We start from the raw sequence: 18700 nt of genomic DNA, 5'->3' as shown, positions 1-18700 counted from the left end.
CGAATACAAGAACGGAGTGAAACACAAAACGATGGAATTATCGCGCCAAGCCGCACTACGCGGAAAGCTCAAAGCCGTACTTGGCCCAAATCTTCTGAGCCTTCTTGTTGGTCAGACAGAAGTCGATGAACGCCTTGGCTTCGTCGGCGTGCTCGGAGCTCTCGGCAACGGCACCCGGATACACGATGGGCTTGTGCGAGTCCTCGGGACACACGAAGGCCTCCTCGATGCCGTCGTAGCGGAAGATATCGGAGCTGTAGACAAATCCAGCCACGCAGTCGCCCGTGGACACATAGGCGGCGGCGGTACCAACTTTGTCGGCCAGGGCCACCTTGTCGGCGATCTCGGGCGCATACTCGCCGTCGTCGCCCTCGATGCCGGTGTAGAGGCCCACGGAAGCCAGCGCCTGGTTGGCGTACTTGCCGGCGGGGACGGTCTTGGCGTCGCCGATGGCGATCTTGCCGTCCAGGTTCGCGACGTCGGCGATGGCCTCGATCTTGGTGTCGGAGCCCTCGGCGCGAATAATCACGAGGTCGTTGACGAACATGTCCTCACGCGTGTCGGCGTCGACGAGCTCGGCGGTCTCAGCGTCATCCATGGTACCCTTGGAGGCCGTGATGAGCACGTCGACGGCGGCACCGGCGCGCATCTGCTCGACAAGGTCGCCAGACGCCTTAAACTGCGTGTCGGCAAACGTAGTGCCGGTCTGCTCGGTGTAGAGCTCCTGAACCTCGGGCAGGGCCTTCTCGAGCGAGTTGGCGGCAAAGACCTGCAGCTCGACAGCCTTCTTCTTAGAGGAAGACTTGGCGGAGCCGGCATCGGATCCGGCCGGCTCGGACGTCTTGCTGCCCGAGCAGCCAGCAAGACCAAGGCCGGCAGCGGCGACAGCAGAAAGCGAGACGAATCCGCGGCGAGAAACCATATCGAACATATTCAACCCTTTCGGACCTTGTGCCCGGGTACCCCACCGCGGGCTTTAATCTGCAATCAGATTATACTTTTGCGCGAATAATGTTAGTGAGAAATTATTCTCGCTGAGAATATAGTTTCGAGTTACCGTACACCTCGGCGTCGATTCGGCGGAAAACAAAAGCGGAGCGACCGATAAGGTCGCCCCACCGCAGGTAAACCGCTTAATTGGTATGTCCGCCGCCCGCTGTCATCTGAGCCGCATGCTCCAGCTGGTCTGCTATGGCCTCCCAGCTTTCGCGGGCGGCCTTCGTAGAACCGGGAAAGTTTACGACAAGTGTATGACCTCGTTGCATGCAAATAGCGCGCGAGAGCATGGCGCGGCGCGTCTTGGTCATCGAGTACGCGCGAATCGCCTCTGCAATACCCGGCACATCGCGGTCGCAGACGGCACGCGTCGCCTCGGGCGTCACATCGCGCATCGAAAGCCCCGTGCCGCCGCAGGTGAGCACGACATTGGCGTGGCACTCATCGGCGGCTTCCACAATGGCATCACCAATCTCGCTGACGTCGTCGCGCACGACCACATGTGAGGCGACCGTCCAGCCCTGCGCTTCGATAAGCTCCTCGAGTGCGGCTCCGGCCTCGTCCTGCGCAAGATCGCGCGTGTCCGAGCACGTCACGATCGATATCTTCAACTCCATAGTCTTCCTCCTACAACACCGTTCCCTCGGGCAGGTCGACACGCACGACATCCACGACGTCGCCCGCCTTGAGGTCGCACGGTCCTTCGTCAATACGCAGCAGGCAGTTGGCCCGCTGCATCGTGCCGAGCAGCGCCGAATTCTGCGTCTTGGCCTCGGTCACCAACAGCTCACCGGTCTCGGGGTCGCGCGAAACCGTGGCGCGATCGAAGAAGCGGCGATGCTGTCGCTTTTTCACGTCGTGTGTGAGCGTCGCCTGCTGCACGGGACGCGCACCCTCGGCAAAGCCGCGCATCTTGCGAATCGCCGGGCGGGCGAGCATCTCAAAGCCCACATACGCCGCGGCCGGATTGCCTGAAAGTCCCAGGTAGGGCTTACCCCCGAGCAAGCCAAACGTGATGGCCTTGCCCGGACGCATCGAGATGCGGTCAAACAGCACCTCGCCCTCGCGCCGGACGAGCGCCGTCACGAAATCGTAATCACCCGCCGAGGCGCCACCGCTCGTAATGACAAAATCGCACTCCTGCACGGCGCGATGCACAAGCTCGGCAATCGCCTGCTCATCATCGGGCGCAATGCCGTAGAACACGGGCTCGGCACCGGCATCGAGTGCCTCAGCCATCAGCGCCGAGGAGTTGGAATCGCGAATCTGACCGCGCGCCGGCAGCTCACCCGGCGCGACCAGCTCCGTGCCCAGCGAGATAATGCCCACGCGCGGAGCGGCATGGACCTTCACGCTCTCGTAACCGGCGCTTGCCAGCAGGCCGGCGCCGGCCGGAGCCACAACCTCACCGGCGTGCATCACGACGTCGCCGGCATGGGCCTCCTCGGCGGCAGAGCGAACGTTCTCCCCCACCTTGGCCGGCGCCGAGAACCCCACACGCGAGCCCTCGTTGCCGTCACCGTCGAGCACATCGACGATCTCGTACTTCACCACGGCATCGGCACCCTCGGGTACCGGCGCGCCCGTCATGATGCGGACCGTCTCGCCCGCGCCGATTACGCCCTCAAACACATGTCCCGCAGCCTCGTGTCCGATAACGTCGAGCGTCACCGGCGCCTCGCCAGACGCCTGCGCCAAGTCCGCCGAGCGCACGGCATATCCGTCCATAGCACTGTTGGCAAACGGCGAGATGTCGATGTCGGCCACCGCGTCCTCGGCCAAGGGAAGACCGGTGGCCTGCCACACGGGAATCTCGACGAGATCGGTCGGAGCAACGTGCGACAGAACAATCGACTGCGCGTCCTCCAGCGGAATGAGTTTCTCTGCCATATGCACCTCTTAATGCCACGGCGCACAACAGGGGCGCCAATTCTTTATGCTTGTCTCAGTATAATCCCCCGACGCACGACCGCGACTTGGCCTGTACCCGCAAATACACCTGTCGGCCTCAAGCCACGAAACAGAATCGAAACCAACCCACCGGCTCGTCACGTTTACCGCGTTTTATAATGCTTGCGTTGCAACCTAAAAGAGGAACGTATGACTCATAACGACAAACCCGAAAGCGCAAACGAGGCGCAAGACCATCCCCAGCCGCTCGACGACGGCGGCTTTTTCTCCCTGAACGACGTCATCACGGCAGGCAGGCATCAACTTACCCGCTCCGAGCATCTCTTGGCTGCCGACACGCGCCGCAACGCCCGCAACCTACTCGCGAGCGCCAAGTTGCTCGTACTCGTCGTCATCGTCTCGCTTGCCATGGGCGTTGCCGCTTGGGCGTTTTTGGCCTCGTTGAATATCGCGACCGACTATCGCGAGCACCATGCGTGGATTTACGCGCTTCTTCCCGTTGTGGGCGTTGCCACCGCATGGGTGTACAAAAACCACGGTCTTGCCGCCAAACGCGGTAACAACCTGGTCATCGACTCCGCTCTGGGCACCCGCCTCATCCATATGCGCATGGCCGTCCTCACCTTCGTCTGCTCCACGCTCACGCACCTAACGGGCGGATCGGCCGGTCGCGAGGGAGCTGCGGTGCAGATTGGCGGCACCATCGCCAGCAACATCTCGAGCCTCGCCCACCTCAAAAAGCATGACCACCACGACCTCATGCTCGCCGGAATCTCGTCGGCCTTTGGCGCCGTATTCGGCTCGCCCCTTGCCGGAGCTTTCTTTGGCATGGAGATGTGCTTTATCGGCAAGATCGACTACACCGCGGGCATCTATTGCCTGGTCGCGTCGTTTACCGGCTACTTTACATCACTCGCCCTGGGTACCGAGTACGAAGTGAATGTCATCGCCAGCGTTCCCGCTATGACGACTACAACGGTCGTCATCGTTGTTATCAGCGCCATCATCTTCGGTCTGACGGCACGCCTCTTTGCGTGGTCGGTTCGAACCGTCAAGAGCCTGTACGGTCGCTTTATCACCAATTACCTCGTTCGCGCACTTATAGGCGCACTCGTGGTTTTGGCCGCCTATGCCCTCCTCGACGCCTGGGACTACGCCGGCCTTTCCACGTGGCTTTCCAGCGCCGGATTTGCGGGCAACACCACCCTGGCGGACGCAGCCATCAAGTTGGTCGTCACAGCGCTTACCCTGGGCGCTGGCTTCCAAGGCGGCGAGGTCACGCCCCTGTTTGGCATCGGTGCGGCACTCGGTGGCTGGATCGGTTGCCTTACCGGGCTCGACCCCAGTTTTCTGGCGGCTCTCGGCATGCTCGGCGTGTTCTGCGCCGGCCTCAACGTACCCATCACCACCTGCATGATGGCCATCGACCTGTTCCACGGCACGGCCGCCGGGTTCTTTGTCATCGTGGCCTTTATCAGCTACCTAACCGGCGGACACCGCGGCGTGTACCCCGCCCAGCGCATCATCTCACCCAAGCGCCGCTCGCTTATTGTGGATGAGGGCGGTACGGTAGCGGATGCTATCGAGCGCCACAACGACTTGATAGAGTAGACGTTAGTATTCGCCGTGCAGCCACAATCAGGGGCAATTCGACCTGAGCGCGACCGCACTGTCATGTCACACGCCGGGAGTCGCCCCATGCACGCAACTGATTTTGGTCGCACGCTCATCATCGCCAACCCAGCCGCCCAGTCGGGCGCCGCGCGCGAGGTTGCCGAGCGCCTGCAACGCTTTTTGGACATGACTGCACGCGCATCCCAGTTTGACCTGGTGCTGACCGAGCGCATGGGACACGCCAAGGAACTGGCCGCCCAGGCAACGGGCTACCGCACCGTTATCGCGCTCGGCGGCGACGGCGTGATTCACGAGGTCGTCAATGGGCTTATGACGCAGGATGAGGCGGTCCGGCCCGCCCTTGCCGTCCTGCCCGTGGGCTCTGGCAACGATTTTGCCCAAACGCTCGGCATCGACGATTTCTCCGGTAAGGATTTTGGCGCGCTGCTCACCTGCGAGCTGCAACGTCAGGACATCGGGCGCATTCGCTCGTGGAGCCCTGCGAGCGGCAGCGGCGAGGCTACCGTTGAGTACTACGACCAGACGCTTTCGGTCGGCATCGATGCCGCCATCGGCCTTGGCACCACCGAGCTGCGCAAAAAGACCGGCTTGACGGGCGCGCCGCTCTACACTCTCTCGGGACTTGAGCAGTTTGGCCTACGCTATCGCAACTACCCCATGACAGTCAGCTTTGACGGAGCGCCCGCCGAGCGCGTGAGGGCAATCATCATGGCGATTCAGCTGGGTCCTACCTATGGCTCGGGCTATCGCATCTGTCCCGACGCCGACCCCTGTGACGGCACACTCGACGTCTGCTACGCCTGCGGCCCCGTCCCTCGCGCGGTTGCCCTGCCTATGTTCCTTTCGGCCAAGGACGGCCACCATACCAAGTTGCCGCCGGTTCGCATGCGCCGCTGCCGCCATGCCGAGCTTACCTTTGAGGAGCCCGACTACCCCATCCAGGCCGACGGCGAGCCCGTTGTCGCCTCACGCATCGAGGTCGACATCCTCGCCGGCGCCCTCGAGGTCTGGCACCCCACCCGCTAACCCCACCTAAGTTGCGGTGAAATAGGGACTGTTTATGCAGCAAAAGCCGCAAAACAGTCCCTATTTCACCGCAACTTATGAAGAGATCATTCGTCGCTGCCCGGTTTGCGACGGTTGGCCTTTTTAATCGCGTTGAAGTGCTTGTCATTGAGCCTGCGCTGGCGAGAGCGCTGAGGCACCTTGGTCTTTACGCGTCGGCGCGGTGGACGCCCGCGACGCTCAAGCTCAGCGCGCAGCTTACGCAGACAGCAGCTACGGTTCTGGAACTGACTGCGGCTCTCGCGCGCCGTCACGGTAATCCCCGTGGGCCCATGCTTCATGCGTACCGCTGAATCAGTCGTGTTCACGCCCTGTCCGCCCGGACCCGTCGCGCGAAATACCTGCACCTCGCAATCGCGCGCCAAATCCTCGACCGACATCTCGGCATAGCGCGCATACTCGCGCCATCCCATCTTGTTCTCATCCATATCAACACCTCCCCTCATAAAAAAATGTGACAAAGGGACAGTCCCTTTGTCACATCGCATACCAATCGCTTGTGTTGCGCGTTTAGGCGAAGGTGATCTCGCCGGTATCGCAGTCCATATCGGCGATACGGGCGAGGCTCTCAACGCGGAAGCCGCGCTCGCGGAGCTTATCGCCACCGCCCTGGAAGCCCTTCTCAACGGCGATGCCAATGCCGGCAACCTCGGCACCCGCAGCCTCGCAGATCTTGATAAGACCCTCGAGCGCGCACCCGTTGGCCAAGAAGTCGTCGATGATCAGGACCTTGTCGCCCTCGGACAGGAAGCGCTTGCCAACGATGACCGGGTACTCCTTCTGCTTGGTAAAGGAGTAGATGGTCGTGGCGTACTGCTCGCCGTCGAGGTTGATGGACTGCGCCTTCTTGGCAAAGACCACCGGCACGCCGCCAAAATGCCGGGCTGCAATGCAAGCCATGCCAATGCCCGAAGCTTCGATCGTTAGAATCTTGTTGATCTCGACACCCTCGAACAGACGGGCCCATTCGGCGCCCATGTGGTCGAACAGCTCAACGTCGCATTGGTGGTTGAGGAAGGCATCAACCTTAAGGACATTACCGGCCTTTACGATGCCGTCATGGCGAATACGATCCTCAAGCTCCTGCATGGCGCAACCCCTTCTCACGGCAACGATACCGCGCGATTAATAAACGTTGTTCGATAGTCTACCACGGACCGACCCCCGCCCGCCCCACAAGCCGCATCGCACCACAAACCAGTCTTTTTGGGACGGCGCGAATCGTGGCAGTCAGCCTCCCAACACGCTAATGGCGGGCGCGCATCTTCACCAAACGCACTATGGCAAGCGCAAAGCCCACAGCGGCCACAGCCATAAGCACATAGAACACCGATCGAAAGCCGAATAGGAATACATCCGGACGGCCTGCAACAAAACTGGTCACGGCCTCGCCCATCGCCACGCTCATCTGCCCATACAGGATATGCGACGCCGCCGTAATGCCGAGTGCCATGCCGGCGTAGCGCGCCAGGCTGCCCAGGCTGCCCGCAAAGCCGAGCGCTTCGCGCGGAGCCGAGCCCATATACAGCGAGTTGTTGGGGCTCTGGAAAATCGACGTGCCACACGACATAAACGCAACGCAGCACACGATCACAGGGATAGAAGAGTGCTCGTCGAGCGTGCTTACCGCAAAGAGACCGCACACGTACACGCCCAGGCCGACCGCCGTGGGGCCCTCGCAGCCAACACGGTCCGAAACCGTACCCGAAAGCGGTCCGATAAAGGCATTCACCATCGGCAGCGCCAAAAAGAGCAATCCGGAAATGTCGGAACCAAAACCATGGGCGTCCTGAAAATAGAACGGCAGAATAAACTCAGATGCGCCAATACCAACGAACACGATGAGCATGCAGGCAAGGTTGATGGTGAAGGCCGAATTTGCAAAGCAGCGACGAGCGGCCTCGATCAGGGACATGGGGCGCTCGCCGGCCTCCGGCTTAACATGCGGCAGCGTGTAGAGCCCCACGATAAACGAGATGACGCCAATGGGCAGGTTGATGAGGAAGATGCTCTCCCAAGGAAAGCTTGCCACCAGCATGCCGCCGAGCACGGGGCCACACATCATGCCGAGGGCCACAAAGGTCGCAAGAATACCCATGGCACGGCCTCGTTCGCGCGCCGGAAACGACTCGGTGATGATACCCATGTTGTTAGCCATGGCCGCCGCGCAACCGACGCCCTGAGCAATGCGTGCCAGGATAAGAACCTCGAGCGAGGCCGAAAGGCCGCACAGCAGCGAACCGACCGAAAAGACGATGACGCCCAGCTGGAACACATTCACCTTGCCGCGCACGTCGCCCAGACGACCAAACGGCAACATAGCCACGCAAGTCGCAAGCAGATACACCGAGCTTACCAGCTGAATGCGATCGAGGCCCACGCCCAGCTCCTTTTGTATCACGGGCAGCGCCACGGTCACGACGGTCGAATCCAGACACACCATAAACGTCATGATGAGCACGGTAAACAGAATCGCCCACTTGTTCTTGCCATGGGTGTCGCCCTCTAGGGCAATATGCTCGCGGCGCAGCTGCTCTGCAGTTTTCTCCATATCCATCCTTTCGAGTGGCCCAACGCAAAAACGGGGCCCCGATCGCCTGTAAACAGTCGCGATTGGGGTCCCGCCTACGGAATCGGAACTAAAGGTCGCCGAAGCTTTCTGCCAGCATCGGCGCCTTATGCGAACGCTAGCCTAGCACTGCTCGAGTGCCTGCTCAAGGTCGGCAATCAGATCGGCCGTGTCCTCGAGGCCGCACGACAGGCGCACCATGTCGGCGGAGATACCGCAGGCGATGAGTTCCTCGTCGTTCATCTGGCGATGCGTAGCGTTAGCAGGATGCAGGCAGCAAGTGCGGGCGTCGGCAACGTGCGTGGCGATCTGGGCGAGCTTGAGGCTCTTCATAAAGGTCTCGGCCGCCGCGCGACCACCGTTAAAGCCAAAGCTCACAACGCCGCAGGTACCGTTGGGCATGTACTTCTGAGCGATGTCATAGTACTTATCGCCCTCCAGGCCCGGATAGCTCACGAAGCGCACCTTGGGATGGCTCTGCAGGAACTTGGCAACGGCCAGGCCGTTCTCGCAATGACGCGGCATGCGCACATGCAGGCTCTCGAGCGAGCTGTTCAGGAAGAAGGCCGCCTGCGGATTCTGCATAGGACCAAGATCGCGCATGAGCTGAGCGGTTGCCTTGGTAATGAAGGCACCCTCGCGACCAAACTTCTCGGCATAGGTCACGCCGTGGTAGCTCTCATCGGGCGTGGTAAGACCCGGGAACTTGTCCGCATGGGCCATCCAGTCAAACTGGCCGTGGTCAACGATCACGCCGCCCAGGTAGGCAGCATGTCCATCCATGTACTTGGTGGTGGAGTGCGTAACGATGTCGGCACCCCACTCAAAGGGACGGCACATCACGGGCGTCGGGAAGGTGTTGTCGACCATCAGCGGCACGCCGTGGTCATGTGCAGCCTTGGCAAAGCGCTCAATATCGAGCACGGCAAGGGCGGGGTTTGCGATCGTCTCGCCAAAGACGAGCTTGGTGTTGGGCTGGAAGGCTGCCTCGAGTTCCTCGTCGGTGCAGTCGGGGGCAACGAACGTGCAGGTCAAGCCCATACGACCCATGGTGTGAGCCAGCAGGTTGTAGGTACCGCCGTAGATGGCAGAGCTCGCGACCACGTGATCGCCGGCGCCGGCAACGTTAAAAATCGCGAGGAAGTTCGCGGCCATGCCCGAGCTCGTGAGCATCGCAGCGGTGCCGCCCTCCATCTCACAGATCTTGGCGGCAACCAAATCGCACGTGGGGTTCTGCAGACGGCTGTAGAAGTAGCCAGACTCCTCCAGGTCAAACAGCTTGCCCATGTGCTCCGACGTGTCGTACTTCCACGTGGTGGACTGGTAAATGGGCACCTGGCGCGGCTCCGCATCTCCCGGGTGATAGCCGCCCTGAACACATGTGGTACCGATAGTCTGCTCGCTCATATCTAGCTCCCTTGCCTGGGTTACGTTTATTCGGTTCACGATACCGCTACCCTGCACCCCTCTCAACCCATCTCCAGGGTAGGTTATAGGACAGATTAATCGGGGGTATTTGTCGCAGATCCTGGCATTTGTTCGATAGATAAAAATGAGGCATAGATGGAGCTCTCGATGATTACATGCACAGGCACGGGTACCATAGGCGGGTACACCGTGACAAAGGAGACAACGATGAAGCAAATCGATACAGCCCAGCTCGACATCACCGCCTGTCAGGCTCAGGCTGCCGAGTACCATGCCCGCGGCTTTAACTGCGCGCAGGCCGTCGCCTGCACGCTCGCGCCCGCCGTCGGGCTCGACCCCCAGGTCGCCTTTACCCTCACCGAGGGCTTTGGCGCCGGCATGGGCGGCATGACCGAAACCTGCGGTGCTATCTCGGGCGCCGTGGCCATCATGGGCTTTGTGATGAGCGACGGCATGGAAAACCCCAAGACCAAGGGCCAGACCTACAAGCTGTCACGCGAGATCGCCAAGCGTTTTGGCGAGAAGAACACGACGACCGTCTGCGGCACGCTCAAGGGCATCGGATCGGACAAGGGTCCGCTCCGCAGCTGCCCCGGCTGCATCGACGATGCCGTCGAGATTGCCTGCGATGTGCTAAAGCAGCTCGCCGAGTAAACGGCTGCAACAGAAATCGACGGCCGGCGCGCTTGGGATTCATCCAAAAGCACGCCGGCCGTCGCCGTTAGAACTCCGCAAACTCGGGAGCGCCAACCTCAATCTCCTCGCGCCCCGCCATAAGCTCGCGCATCTTAGCGCAAAACGGTTCCTGCTCCCCCGCCTTGAACACCAAATGAAGTGTCACGGCATCCGCGTAATCGGTATCCGAAACCTTGGCACCCGAATCCTGCGCCAGGCGAAGCACCTGCTCGTATTGCGGATAGGCCACATGAACATCAACGGGCACAACACTTGTCATCTCGACGATCTGTCCGGCCTCCTGAGCCGCGGCCACCGCCGCCTGCGTCGCCGCAGTGTAGGCACGCACCAAGCCACCAGGCCCCAGCAACGTTCCGCCAAAATAGCGCGTCACCACGCAGCAAACATTTTTGAGCCCTGCACCGCGCAACACCTCGAGCGTCGGCATACCGCTCGTGCGGCTCGGCTCGCCGTCATCGCTCTGGCGCTCGCGTCCATCGACCAAAATCCACGCGGGAACATTGTGTCGAGCGTCGTAATGGCGCTTGCGAACCATCTCAATAAAGGCATTCGCCTCATCCTCGGACTCAATATGGACCAGCTGGGCAATAAACCGGCTCTTGCGGTCCACAAACTCGCCCGAAGCCTCAATATTCGATTGAAGAGTAAAATAGCTGTCCAACAAAGCCCCTCAACAACAAGCAAAGCAACAAACAGCCTCAATAATACGGCAAAGACAGCACCGGTAACCCCGGTAAATAGAACGGCAAAGTCAATGACCAGGCAAAAACAGCGAGACGGCGTCAGCTGAGTCGATTTGGCCCGAAAGAGGAGGGAGCACGCCTTATGGCGGCGACCGACGAATGAGCGCCAAATCGGCCAGCTGACGCCGTCGAAGGCGAGAACCCGTCAGCGCGAGCAAGGTGCCTTGAAAGCCGAGGGCATTGACCTTATGGTCATGCCCGAAGGCTTGAAAGGCAGATTGCCGCGCTGACGGGTTCGCAGCGTCAACAAAGTGCCGAGTGGGCCGATAAGCCGGGTTCTGTCGTGAACGGTCATTTATCTTGTCTGCACGTTACCATGCAGCTCCACGCACGCTACCCGAACGCGGACCGGGCCGGCCCATAGCGTTCCTATTCGCGCTTGCTCCGGATGGGGCTTGCCAAGCCGCCGTGTTGCCACGACGCTGGTGGTCTCTTACACCACCGTTTCAGCTTTTCCCTTTACGCCTTGCGGCGCAGGTGGGAGTCTTCTTTTCTGCGGCGCTTTCCGTCGGATCACTCCGCCCGGCCGTTAGCCGGCATCCCGCCCTCTGGAGCCCGGACTTTCCTCACGCGTGCTGCAAGCAGCACATCGCGCGACCGTCTGGCCCACTCAGCAGTGCAAGAGTGTAGCACACCGTTGCCGCAGGCAATGGCACAACACAAGCGTTCGACACGATAAACCAAGAACCGCGCTATGCAGTACAATAGGGTTGTCGATGGGCAACGTCGTCAGTCGAGACGCGACCGCGCTCCGCACCCCTCCGTCTACTCGGTGCGTTCCCGCCTCCTCCCCGAGGCGGGATGTCGGCATTTTTCATGCACCGACAACCCAATAGTCTGCGAACAGCCAGGGCAGCATCGCGCACGGGCAGCATCGCGTACCTCAGCAACAAATGCAAAAAGGGACCCGTCCATTGCGGACGGATCCCTTAAAACAAGTGATCTTAAAACAAGTGATCGTCAAACCGATTTACTCGGCGTCGGTCTCCTCGTCCTTCTTCTCGGAAGGCAGCGGGGTAACCTCGATCTCGACGCCCAGAGTCTCAGCAGCAGACTTCATGGACAGGGAGATACGACGACGGTCGAGGTCGATCTCCATGACCTTGACCTGAACCTTGTCGCCCACATGGGTGACCTGAGAAGGCTGATCGACGTGCTTGTTGGCCATCTCGGAGATGTGCACCAGGCCCTCGATGCCCTCGCCCAGGTCGACGAAAGCGCCGAACGGGACAAGCTTGGTCACAGTGCCCTCGACGATAGCGCCGACGGGGTACTTCTTGACCAGTGCACGCCACGGATCCTCGGTGGTCTGCTTGAGACCCAGGGAGATGCGCTCGCGGTTGAGATCGACGTCGAGAACCTCGACCTCGACCTCCTGGCCGACCTTGACAACCTCGGAAGGATGGTTGACGTGGTTCCAGGAGAGCTCGGAGATGTGGATGAGGCCGTCGATACCGCCGAGGTCGACGAAGGCGCCGAAGTCGACGATGGAGGAAACGGTGCCCTGGAGACGCATGCCAGACTTGAGCTTGGACAGGATCTCGGAGCGCTCGGCCTTACGGGACTCCTCGAGCACGACGCGACGGGAGAGGACGACGTTGTTGCGGTTGCGGTCCATCTCGATGACGCGGGCCTCGATGCGGGTGCCCATGTAGGAGGTGAGGTCCTTGACACGACGGAGGTCGACGAGGGAAGCGGGCAGGAAGCCACGCAGGCCGATGTCGAGGATCAGGCCGCCCTTGACGACCTCGATAACCTCGCCCTCGACGTTCTCGCCGGAGTTGAACTTCTCCTCGATGCGGTTCCAAGCACGCTCGTACTCGGCACGCTTCTTGGACAGGACCAGACGGCCGTCCTTGTCCTCCTTCTGGAGAACCAGAGCCTCGATGGGATCACCGAGTGCAACGATGTCTGCAGGGTTAGCGTCCTTGCGGATGGACAGCTCGCGGACCGGGATAACGCCCTCGGACTTGAATCCGATGTCAACGAGCACCTCGTCATGCTCGATCTTAACGACAGTGCCGTTAACGAGATCGCCCTCATCAAAGTCGGTAATCGTACCGTCGATGAGGTTGTTCATCTCCTCCTCGTTGACATCGTCAAGAGAGAAAATGGACGAGTTCTGAATCTCACTCAAAGGTGGACCCCTTTCGAACTACGGGGCCCCGATTGCTAGGACCTACAGAAGGGTGCGACAAGCACACAACGTTTAGGAACACTCGGGAGCCGACAGATACTAATGTGACGCTTATGCAATCACGTTCGTATAGGTTACGGGGAAATCATTTCGATTTCAAGCGTGAACTGCGATTTTTTACTCGTGTGGAGACTTTTTCGTAATCTTATGAACACACGTCTCCGCAACTTGACGATAACCAGCCAGGCATTCGGCTTTGGGGTAAAGTATCCGGAGCCAACAACTCTAGATCAAATTTACGAGAAAGGTGCCCGCGTGCTCAAAGCAGTCGTTTTCGATATGGACGAGACGCTTCTCAGCATCAACCTCAACGCGTTCATCCTTCGCTATTTTAAGGATGTCTCTTCGATGCTCGCGGATATCGGCCGCCGCAGCCGCGGTGGCACGATGGCACGCCTCGGCACCATCCTGGTCGACCTCAACGCCAATCGCCGCAGCGGCACGGACAACCGCACCAATCTTGAGTTTTACCAAGAAGAGGTCGAGCGCCGATGCGGGATCTGCCTCTCCGATCCCCTCATCTACGAGGCGTTTACCTACTACGAACGCGAAGTTCTTCCGTACAAGAACGACGATATCATTAACGCCCACGCCATGCCGGGCGCACACGCCGCGCTCCAGGCCGTACAGGACGCAGGGCTGCGCTACGCGCTCTTTACCAACCCCAGCTTTCCCCAGGGGGCCATCGAATGCCGCATGGGTTGGGGCGACCTGGCTGACGCCCCCTTTGAACTCGTGACGCACATGGGAAACGCTAGCCGCTGCAAGCCTGATGCCACCTACTATCTAGAGCAGCTTCAGGTGATGGGGCTCGAGCCGCACGAGGTCCTTATGGTGGGCAACGATCCCAAACGCGACTTCCCCAGCCCCGCCTGCGGCATTCAGACTGCCTATGTGGGCCAAGGCAAGCCCAGCCGAGCCACCTGGTGCGGAACCATGGAAGACTTCGCCCGCGACTTCAACGCCGTAATCGAAGCCTTCTACGAGCACCAAATAGCCGACGAACTGTCCTAGCACACTTGGGTTTTGCCGATCATGATGTTGAGGATCTCGACGTCGGTGTCCTTCATGCCCACGCGGCCCACGTAGCCCATGCTGGCGATTGTCTGCTCAACGGTATCCTGGATCAGGCCCTCGCCGGCGCGGAAGCCGCGACCCTGCATAGCCATATCGTGGCCCAGAATCGCCGCATCAACGGCAGCCGAGATCTTGGCGGCACAGCTCGCCTTGGCGCCGTCGCACACGATGCCGCCCACATTACCGAGCGTGTTCGAGACCGTCGCGCCAATCTGTTCGCGCGTGCCACCGCACAGCCAGGTAATCGCAGCGCCGGAGCCGCACGCAGCGCAAATAGCACCGCAAAACGCCGAGAGCGCGCCAATATAGCTCTTGATATGCACGGCAATAAGATCGGACAGCATCACGGCGCGCACCAGGCGCTCGTGGTCGCAGCGCAGGTACTCGGCATACTCCATGACGGGCAATGCGCAGGTAATGCCCTGATTGCCCGAGCCGCACACAATGGCGACCGGCAGCGCGCAACCGTTCATGCGGGCGTCGGACCCGGCGGCCGCACGGGCACGGGCACGGCAGGCGACGTCATCGGCACGAGCACCCAGCAGCGTACGACCCACCTCGGCGCCCCAAGCGTGCGCGAGACCCTCGGCACTGATCGCGCCATTCAGCTCAATCTGACGCTCAACGGCAGCACGGGCGTCCTCAATGTCACCGTCCTCGATAAAGTCGATGATGGACTCGATGCTCATAGGGGTATCGGCGTTATCTGCCGCACGCTCGGCCACCACGCGCTCGGCGCAGGCGGCGCACTCCCCCGCCGACTTGCCGCATACCGGAATACCATCGAGCGTATGGCACGTGACATTGGTGTGGTGATCGGTAATCTCGACGACCGCGGTATGGCCCCCGGCCGTCGCAGTCACCTTGATGTAGAGGTTGGGCACACCCTCGACAAGCGACACATCGCAGTAGCCGGCGTCGGCGAGGAGCTCGGCCACACGAGCGCGGTCTTCATCGTTAACGCTCTCGAGCACCTCAAGTGCGCTCTTAGCGTCGCCGCCCACGGCACCCAGCACGGCCGCGGCCTCAATACCGTGCATACCGCCCGAGTTGGGCACGGTCACGCTCTTGACGTTCTTGATGATGTTGCCCGAGCAGGCAACATCCATATGATCGGGTTCGCAACCGAGCGTCTGGCTCGCCAGCGCCGCTGCATAGGCAACGGCAATGGGCTCGGTGCAGCCGAGTGCACAGACAAGCTCGCGGTTCAAAACATCGCAAAACGCGGCATCACGGATGGAATCGGTGGGCATAGGTATCTCCTGCTTGCATAACGGGCTGGGCTCTCAAAAAAGTTAGCTCCTTTATTTGATAACAATGCATCAAAAACCGCAACCATGGTTCCGGCGGACGGCGCTCAAGCACAAATTGGCGGCATTATTCATGAGAAGCCGGTCTTGTTGCCTGCTAAAGCGTTTGACCAAAAAACGCCCGAGCGTTTACGCAAAAGTCGCGCTATCATGCAGTCGAACGCGGTAAACACCTTTAGCATTTGCGCCGCACAGACCAGAGAGGAACCATCCATGAAGATCGGTATCGGTAACGACCACGCCGCCGTCGAGCTCAAGAACATCATTTCCGAGCACCTGAAGGAGCGCGGCTGCGAGGTCGTGAACTTTGGCACCGACACCTCCGAAAGCTTTGACTACCCCATCGCCGGCTACAAGGTGGGTAAGGCCGTTGCCAACGGCGACGTCGACCTGGGCATCCTCATCTGTGGCACCGGTGTCGGGATTAGCCTGGCTGCCAACAAGGTCGAGGGCGTACGCGCCGTTGTGTGCTCCGAGCCCTTCAGCGCCAAGCTCTCCCGCATGCACAACAATACCAACGTGCTCGCCTTTGGCGCCCGCGTCGTGGGCTCCGAGCTCGCCAAGATGATCGTCGACGAGTGGCTCGACGCCGAGTTTGAGGGTGGTCGTCACGAGCGTCGCGTTAACCTCCTCAACGAGATCGATCACACGCGCGCCCTTAAGATCGTCGGCGAAGCCTAAACTATTCAGTGCCACAAGCTAACAGCAGGGGCCCGCTCGGAACACATGTCCGAGCGGGCCCCTGCATAGATTTTGGAATAAAAGGGCGCCGCGGATGGAGTTCCGCGGCGCCCAAGCCACACGCTAACAGCTTTAAGGAGTCAAAGCTGGTTTAGCCAAAGAAGCGCTTGATCTCAATCTCGGCGTTCTCCAGGCAGTCGGAGCCGTGGATCACGTTGGCGTTGACATCGACGGCAAAGTCGCCGCGGATGGTACCAGGAGCAGCCTCAAGCGGGTTGGTAGCGCCCATGAGGGTGCGCATCTTAGCAACAGCGGAGAGACCGGAAACGACCATCTTGACGACCGGACCGCTCGTCATAAAGTCGCAGAGACCGCCAAAGAAGGGCTTGTCGGCCAGATGGGCGTAGTGCTCCTCGACGGTAGCGCGCTCGAGCGTGGTCATCTCCATGCGCTCGATGACAAGGCCGCTGCGCTCAATGCGAGCAACGATCTCGCCGATCTTGCGGTCGCGCACGGCGTCGGGCTTAATCATGATGAAGGTCTTCTCGATAGCCATAAAAGTAGCCTTTCAAGTAGGTTCGCGCGTGCCCAAGTCCCATTCCGGCACCCGCCTGGACTGCATCGTAACAGAGTTTTAGCTGCAGTTAAACAAAAAGCTGTTTATTGAAACGTTGCAATTTATTAAAGCGCTCCATATGTGTCACTTCTGTTTCGAAGCCCGATTAGAGTACCATCCGACCGCCCATCAACCGCATCGAACAGAGCAGACGGTCGGTTGCCACCCGCGAACGTACCCCTTCACAACCTGCCCAAAGGTCCTACAGAAGTTCTCGACAAGCCCCTCCCCATAGCAACAAAATACGGACGCCCACATCAGCAGACGCCCGTAAAGCAAAAAATGATTCCTCAATAAATGGCAAAAACGGCTTCGGCCAGATTTCTACTTTACCCCGTGACCCATCTCGACGACCTTGGTCAGCGATCCAAACACGCCCTCGTCAGCCACGAGCTGCGCCTCAGCGCGCTCAAGCTGCACGGCAACGGCGGCAGGGGCGGTGCCGCCCTCGGTCGTGCGCGCAGCGACAATCGACGGGATGTCGAGCGCCTCGGTAATGTCGCGCTCAAAGAGCGGGCTTGCCTCCTGGAACACCTCAAACGGCAGGTCCTCAAGATTGCAGCCGCGCTTCTCGCACATCAGGACCAGATGGCCCACCACGGCATGTGCCTCGCGGAACGGCAGACCACGCTTAGCCAGGTAATCGGCAACATCGGTGGCGGCAAGGTGCCCCACGCCGCACTCGCGCGCCATGGCATCCTCGTTGACGGTCCAAGTCGAAATCATTCCGGCCATAACGGACAGGCACTGCATGAGCGTATGGGCGGTATCGAGCGCGCCCTCCTTGTCCTCCTGCAAGTCCTTGTTATAAGCAAGCGGCAAGCCCTTCATGGTTACCAGCAGCTGCACCAGGTTGCCGTACACGCGACCGCTCTTGCCGCGGATAAGCTCGGCAAAGTCGGGGTTCTTCTTCTGCGGCATGATAGACGAGCCGGTGGAGTAGGAGTCTGAAAGCGTGATAAAGCCAAATTCGGAGCTCGACCACAGCACGATCTCCTCGGAAAGACGCGACAGGTGCATGGCCATGACGGAACCGGCGTAATGCAAATCGAGCAGGAAATCACGGTCGGAAACAGCATCGAGCGAATTGGGGATCACGCCCGCAAAGCCAAGTTCGGCAGCCGTCATCTGACGATCGAGCGGATAGCTCGTACCGGCAAGCGCGGCAGCACCCAGCGGGCAGTTGTCGGCGGCATCAAAGGCGGCCTTCAGGCGTGTAAAGTCGCGCGCGAACATCCAAGAATACGCCAGCAGATGATGCGACAGCAGCACGGGCTGAGCGTGCTGCATGTGCGTGTAGCCCGGCAAAATCACCTTGTCGTACTTCTTAGCCGCATCCACCAGCACATGGCGCAGCTCTAGATTGGCCTCCATGAGCTCCTTGGCCAGCGCCTTGACGCCCAGGCGCGTGTCGGTCGCCACCTGGTCGTTGCGCGAACGTCCGGTATGCAAGCGCTTGCCAGCCTCGCCGATGCGACGCGTCAGCTCGCTCTCGATGGACATATGAATGTCCTCGTCGTTGATGTCGAAGGTGAAGTTGCCGGCATCGATATCCTGTTCGATTCCGGTCAGACCCTCGGCAATCGCCTGCTCGTCCTCGGCACTGATGATGCCCTGGGCCGCCAGCATTTTGGCATGCGCCTTAGAGCCGGCGATATCCTGTTTATAGAGATGTTTGTCGACCGGCAGCGACGCGCCAAACTCCTGCGTGACCTCGGCCACGCCTGCCTCAAAACGACCACCCCAAAGAGCCATGGAACCGTCCCCTTTCTCCAA

At 60.3% G+C, this 18700-nt stretch carries 17 protein-coding genes and 1 other RNA gene; 5 read left to right on the top strand and 13 right to left on the bottom strand.

Going from position 1 to position 18700, the window contains the following annotated elements; genetic code table 11:
• Positions 1–55: 55 nt before the first annotated feature.
• The 3 genes from modA to glp form a co-directional block, all read right to left on the bottom strand.
• Positions 56–931, bottom strand: a complete 876-nt coding sequence (gene modA, locus KTF55_RS05125; protein ID WP_217107793.1) for a molybdate ABC transporter substrate-binding protein — start codon at positions 929–931, stop codon at positions 56–58.
• A 202-nt stretch (positions 932–1133) separates the two neighbouring features.
• Entirely contained in the window at positions 1134–1613 is a 480-nt protein-coding gene (locus KTF55_RS05120; RefSeq protein ID WP_118080408.1) for a molybdenum cofactor biosynthesis protein B, read from the bottom strand.
• A gap of 10 nt (positions 1614–1623) precedes the next feature.
• Positions 1624–2886: a gephyrin-like molybdotransferase Glp gene (gene glp / locus KTF55_RS05115; RefSeq protein ID WP_217107792.1), complete on the bottom strand. Its 1263-nt coding sequence runs from the start codon at positions 2884–2886 to the stop codon at positions 1624–1626.
• 210 nt (positions 2887–3096) lie between these two features.
• On the opposite strand from glp, the gene KTF55_RS05110 reads away from it, so the two are divergent.
• A complete protein-coding gene (locus KTF55_RS05110; protein WP_217107791.1) occupies positions 3097–4518 on the top strand; it encodes a chloride channel protein in 1422 nt (473 codons plus the stop codon).
• Positions 4519–4605: 87 nt separating this feature from the next.
• The gene (locus tag KTF55_RS05105; protein ID WP_217107790.1) at positions 4606–5568 is read left to right on the top strand and encodes a diacylglycerol kinase family protein; all 963 of its coding nucleotides are present in this window, start codon (positions 4606–4608) and stop codon (positions 5566–5568) included.
• Positions 5569–5654: 86 nt separating this feature from the next.
• Here the strand turns inward: KTF55_RS05105 and KTF55_RS05100 are convergent, their stop codons facing one another.
• From KTF55_RS05100 to KTF55_RS05085, 4 genes are all read right to left on the bottom strand, one after another.
• Positions 5655–6035 (bottom strand): peptide chain release factor-like protein, encoded by a 381-nt coding sequence (locus tag KTF55_RS05100; protein ID WP_371734662.1) that lies wholly within the window; start codon positions 6033–6035, stop codon positions 5655–5657.
• 82 nt (positions 6036–6117) lie between these two features.
• Positions 6118–6696 carry a xanthine phosphoribosyltransferase gene (locus tag KTF55_RS05095; protein ID WP_217107789.1) on the bottom strand — a complete coding sequence of 193 codons (579 nt, stop codon included), beginning with the start codon at positions 6694–6696 and terminating at the stop codon, positions 6118–6120.
• 157 nt (positions 6697–6853) lie between these two features.
• Positions 6854–8158: an MFS transporter gene (locus KTF55_RS05090; RefSeq protein WP_217107788.1), complete on the bottom strand. Its 1305-nt coding sequence runs from the start codon at positions 8156–8158 to the stop codon at positions 6854–6856.
• Positions 8159–8299: 141 nt separating this feature from the next.
• A complete protein-coding gene (locus KTF55_RS05085; protein WP_055251624.1) occupies positions 8300–9583 on the bottom strand; it encodes an O-acetylhomoserine aminocarboxypropyltransferase/cysteine synthase family protein in 1284 nt (427 codons plus the stop codon).
• A gap of 228 nt (positions 9584–9811) precedes the next feature.
• Here KTF55_RS05085 and KTF55_RS05080 point away from each other — a divergent pair, with 228 nt between their 5' ends.
• Positions 9812–10258 (top strand): C-GCAxxG-C-C family protein, encoded by a 447-nt coding sequence (locus KTF55_RS05080; protein WP_055251626.1) that lies wholly within the window; start codon positions 9812–9814, stop codon positions 10256–10258.
• A gap of 67 nt (positions 10259–10325) precedes the next feature.
• On the opposite strand, the gene KTF55_RS05075 is transcribed toward KTF55_RS05080, so the two are convergent.
• From KTF55_RS05075 to rpsA, 3 genes are all read right to left on the bottom strand, one after another.
• Entirely contained in the window at positions 10326–10964 is a 639-nt protein-coding gene (locus tag KTF55_RS05075) for a YigZ family protein (protein WP_199411510.1), read from the bottom strand.
• A gap of 330 nt (positions 10965–11294) precedes the next feature.
• Positions 11295–11656: RNase P RNA component class A (gene rnpB / locus KTF55_RS05070), an RNA gene on the bottom strand.
• Between the two features lie 357 nt (positions 11657–12013).
• Entirely contained in the window at positions 12014–13180 is a 1167-nt protein-coding gene (gene rpsA, locus KTF55_RS05065; protein WP_022095232.1) for a 30S ribosomal protein S1, read from the bottom strand.
• Positions 13181–13495: 315 nt separating this feature from the next.
• Between rpsA and KTF55_RS05060 the strand changes: the two genes are divergently transcribed.
• A complete protein-coding gene (locus tag KTF55_RS05060; RefSeq protein WP_226790561.1) occupies positions 13496–14254 on the top strand; it encodes an HAD family hydrolase in 759 nt (252 codons plus the stop codon).
• Here KTF55_RS05060 and KTF55_RS05055 read toward each other — a convergent pair.
• Positions 14251–15570 carry a serine dehydratase subunit alpha family protein gene (locus KTF55_RS05055; protein WP_217107785.1) on the bottom strand — a complete coding sequence of 440 codons (1320 nt, stop codon included), beginning with the start codon at positions 15568–15570 and terminating at the stop codon, positions 14251–14253. The genes KTF55_RS05060 and KTF55_RS05055 overlap by 4 nt on opposite strands.
• Before the next feature lie 270 nt (positions 15571–15840).
• On the opposite strand from KTF55_RS05055, the gene rpiB reads away from it, so the two are divergent.
• Complete coding sequence (gene rpiB / locus KTF55_RS05050; RefSeq protein ID WP_217107784.1) at positions 15841–16308, top strand: ribose 5-phosphate isomerase B; 468 nt, start codon at positions 15841–15843, stop codon at positions 16306–16308.
• Between the two features lie 151 nt (positions 16309–16459).
• On the opposite strand, the gene ndk is transcribed toward rpiB, so the two are convergent.
• Positions 16460–16864 carry a nucleoside-diphosphate kinase gene (gene ndk / locus KTF55_RS05045; RefSeq protein ID WP_035138006.1) on the bottom strand — a complete coding sequence of 135 codons (405 nt, stop codon included), beginning with the start codon at positions 16862–16864 and terminating at the stop codon, positions 16460–16462.
• A 384-nt stretch (positions 16865–17248) separates the two neighbouring features.
• Entirely contained in the window at positions 17249–18679 is a 1431-nt protein-coding gene (gene argH, locus KTF55_RS05040; protein ID WP_217107783.1) for an argininosuccinate lyase, read from the bottom strand.
• Between the last annotated feature and the right edge of the window lie 21 nt (positions 18680–18700).

Source organism: Collinsella sp. MSK.8.10, assembly GCF_019041915.1.
Lineage (GTDB): Bacteria > Actinomycetota > Coriobacteriia > Coriobacteriales > Coriobacteriaceae > Collinsella.
This window is presented reverse-complemented; position numbering and strand designations above follow the sequence as displayed.

Bases quoted from the DNA above. Each gene is read 5' to 3' on its own strand.
- KTF55_RS05080 (WP_055251626.1), top strand. From the start codon at position 9,812: ATGAAGCAAATCGATACAGCCCAGCTCGACATCACCGCCTGTCAGGCT.
- KTF55_RS05055 (WP_217107785.1), bottom strand. From the start codon at position 15,570: ATGCCCACCGATTCCATCCGTGATGCCGCGTTTTGCGATGTTTTGAAC.
- KTF55_RS05120 (WP_118080408.1), bottom strand. From the start codon at position 1,613: ATGGAGTTGAAGATATCGATCGTGACGTGCTCGGACACGCGCGATCTT.
- glp (WP_217107792.1), bottom strand. From the start codon at position 2,886: ATGGCAGAGAAACTCATTCCGCTGGAGGACGCGCAGTCGATTGTTCTG.
- KTF55_RS05110 (WP_217107791.1), top strand. From the start codon at position 3,097: ATGACTCATAACGACAAACCCGAAAGCGCAAACGAGGCGCAAGACCAT.
- modA (WP_217107793.1), bottom strand. From the start codon at position 931: ATGTTCGATATGGTTTCTCGCCGCGGATTCGTCTCGCTTTCTGCTGTC.
- rpiB (WP_217107784.1), top strand. From the start codon at position 15,841: ATGAAGATCGGTATCGGTAACGACCACGCCGCCGTCGAGCTCAAGAAC.
- KTF55_RS05085 (WP_055251624.1), bottom strand. From the start codon at position 9,583: ATGAGCGAGCAGACTATCGGTACCACATGTGTTCAGGGCGGCTATCAC.
- argH (WP_217107783.1), bottom strand. From the start codon at position 18,679: ATGGCTCTTTGGGGTGGTCGTTTTGAGGCAGGCGTGGCCGAGGTCACG.
- KTF55_RS05100 (WP_371734662.1), bottom strand. From the start codon at position 6,035: ATGGATGAGAACAAGATGGGATGGCGCGAGTATGCGCGCTATGCCGAG.
- KTF55_RS05105 (WP_217107790.1), top strand. From the start codon at position 4,606: ATGCACGCAACTGATTTTGGTCGCACGCTCATCATCGCCAACCCAGCC.
- KTF55_RS05095 (WP_217107789.1), bottom strand. From the start codon at position 6,696: ATGCAGGAGCTTGAGGATCGTATTCGCCATGACGGCATCGTAAAGGCC.
- KTF55_RS05090 (WP_217107788.1), bottom strand. From the start codon at position 8,158: ATGGAGAAAACTGCAGAGCAGCTGCGCCGCGAGCATATTGCCCTAGAG.
- ndk (WP_035138006.1), bottom strand. From the start codon at position 16,864: ATGGCTATCGAGAAGACCTTCATCATGATTAAGCCCGACGCCGTGCGC.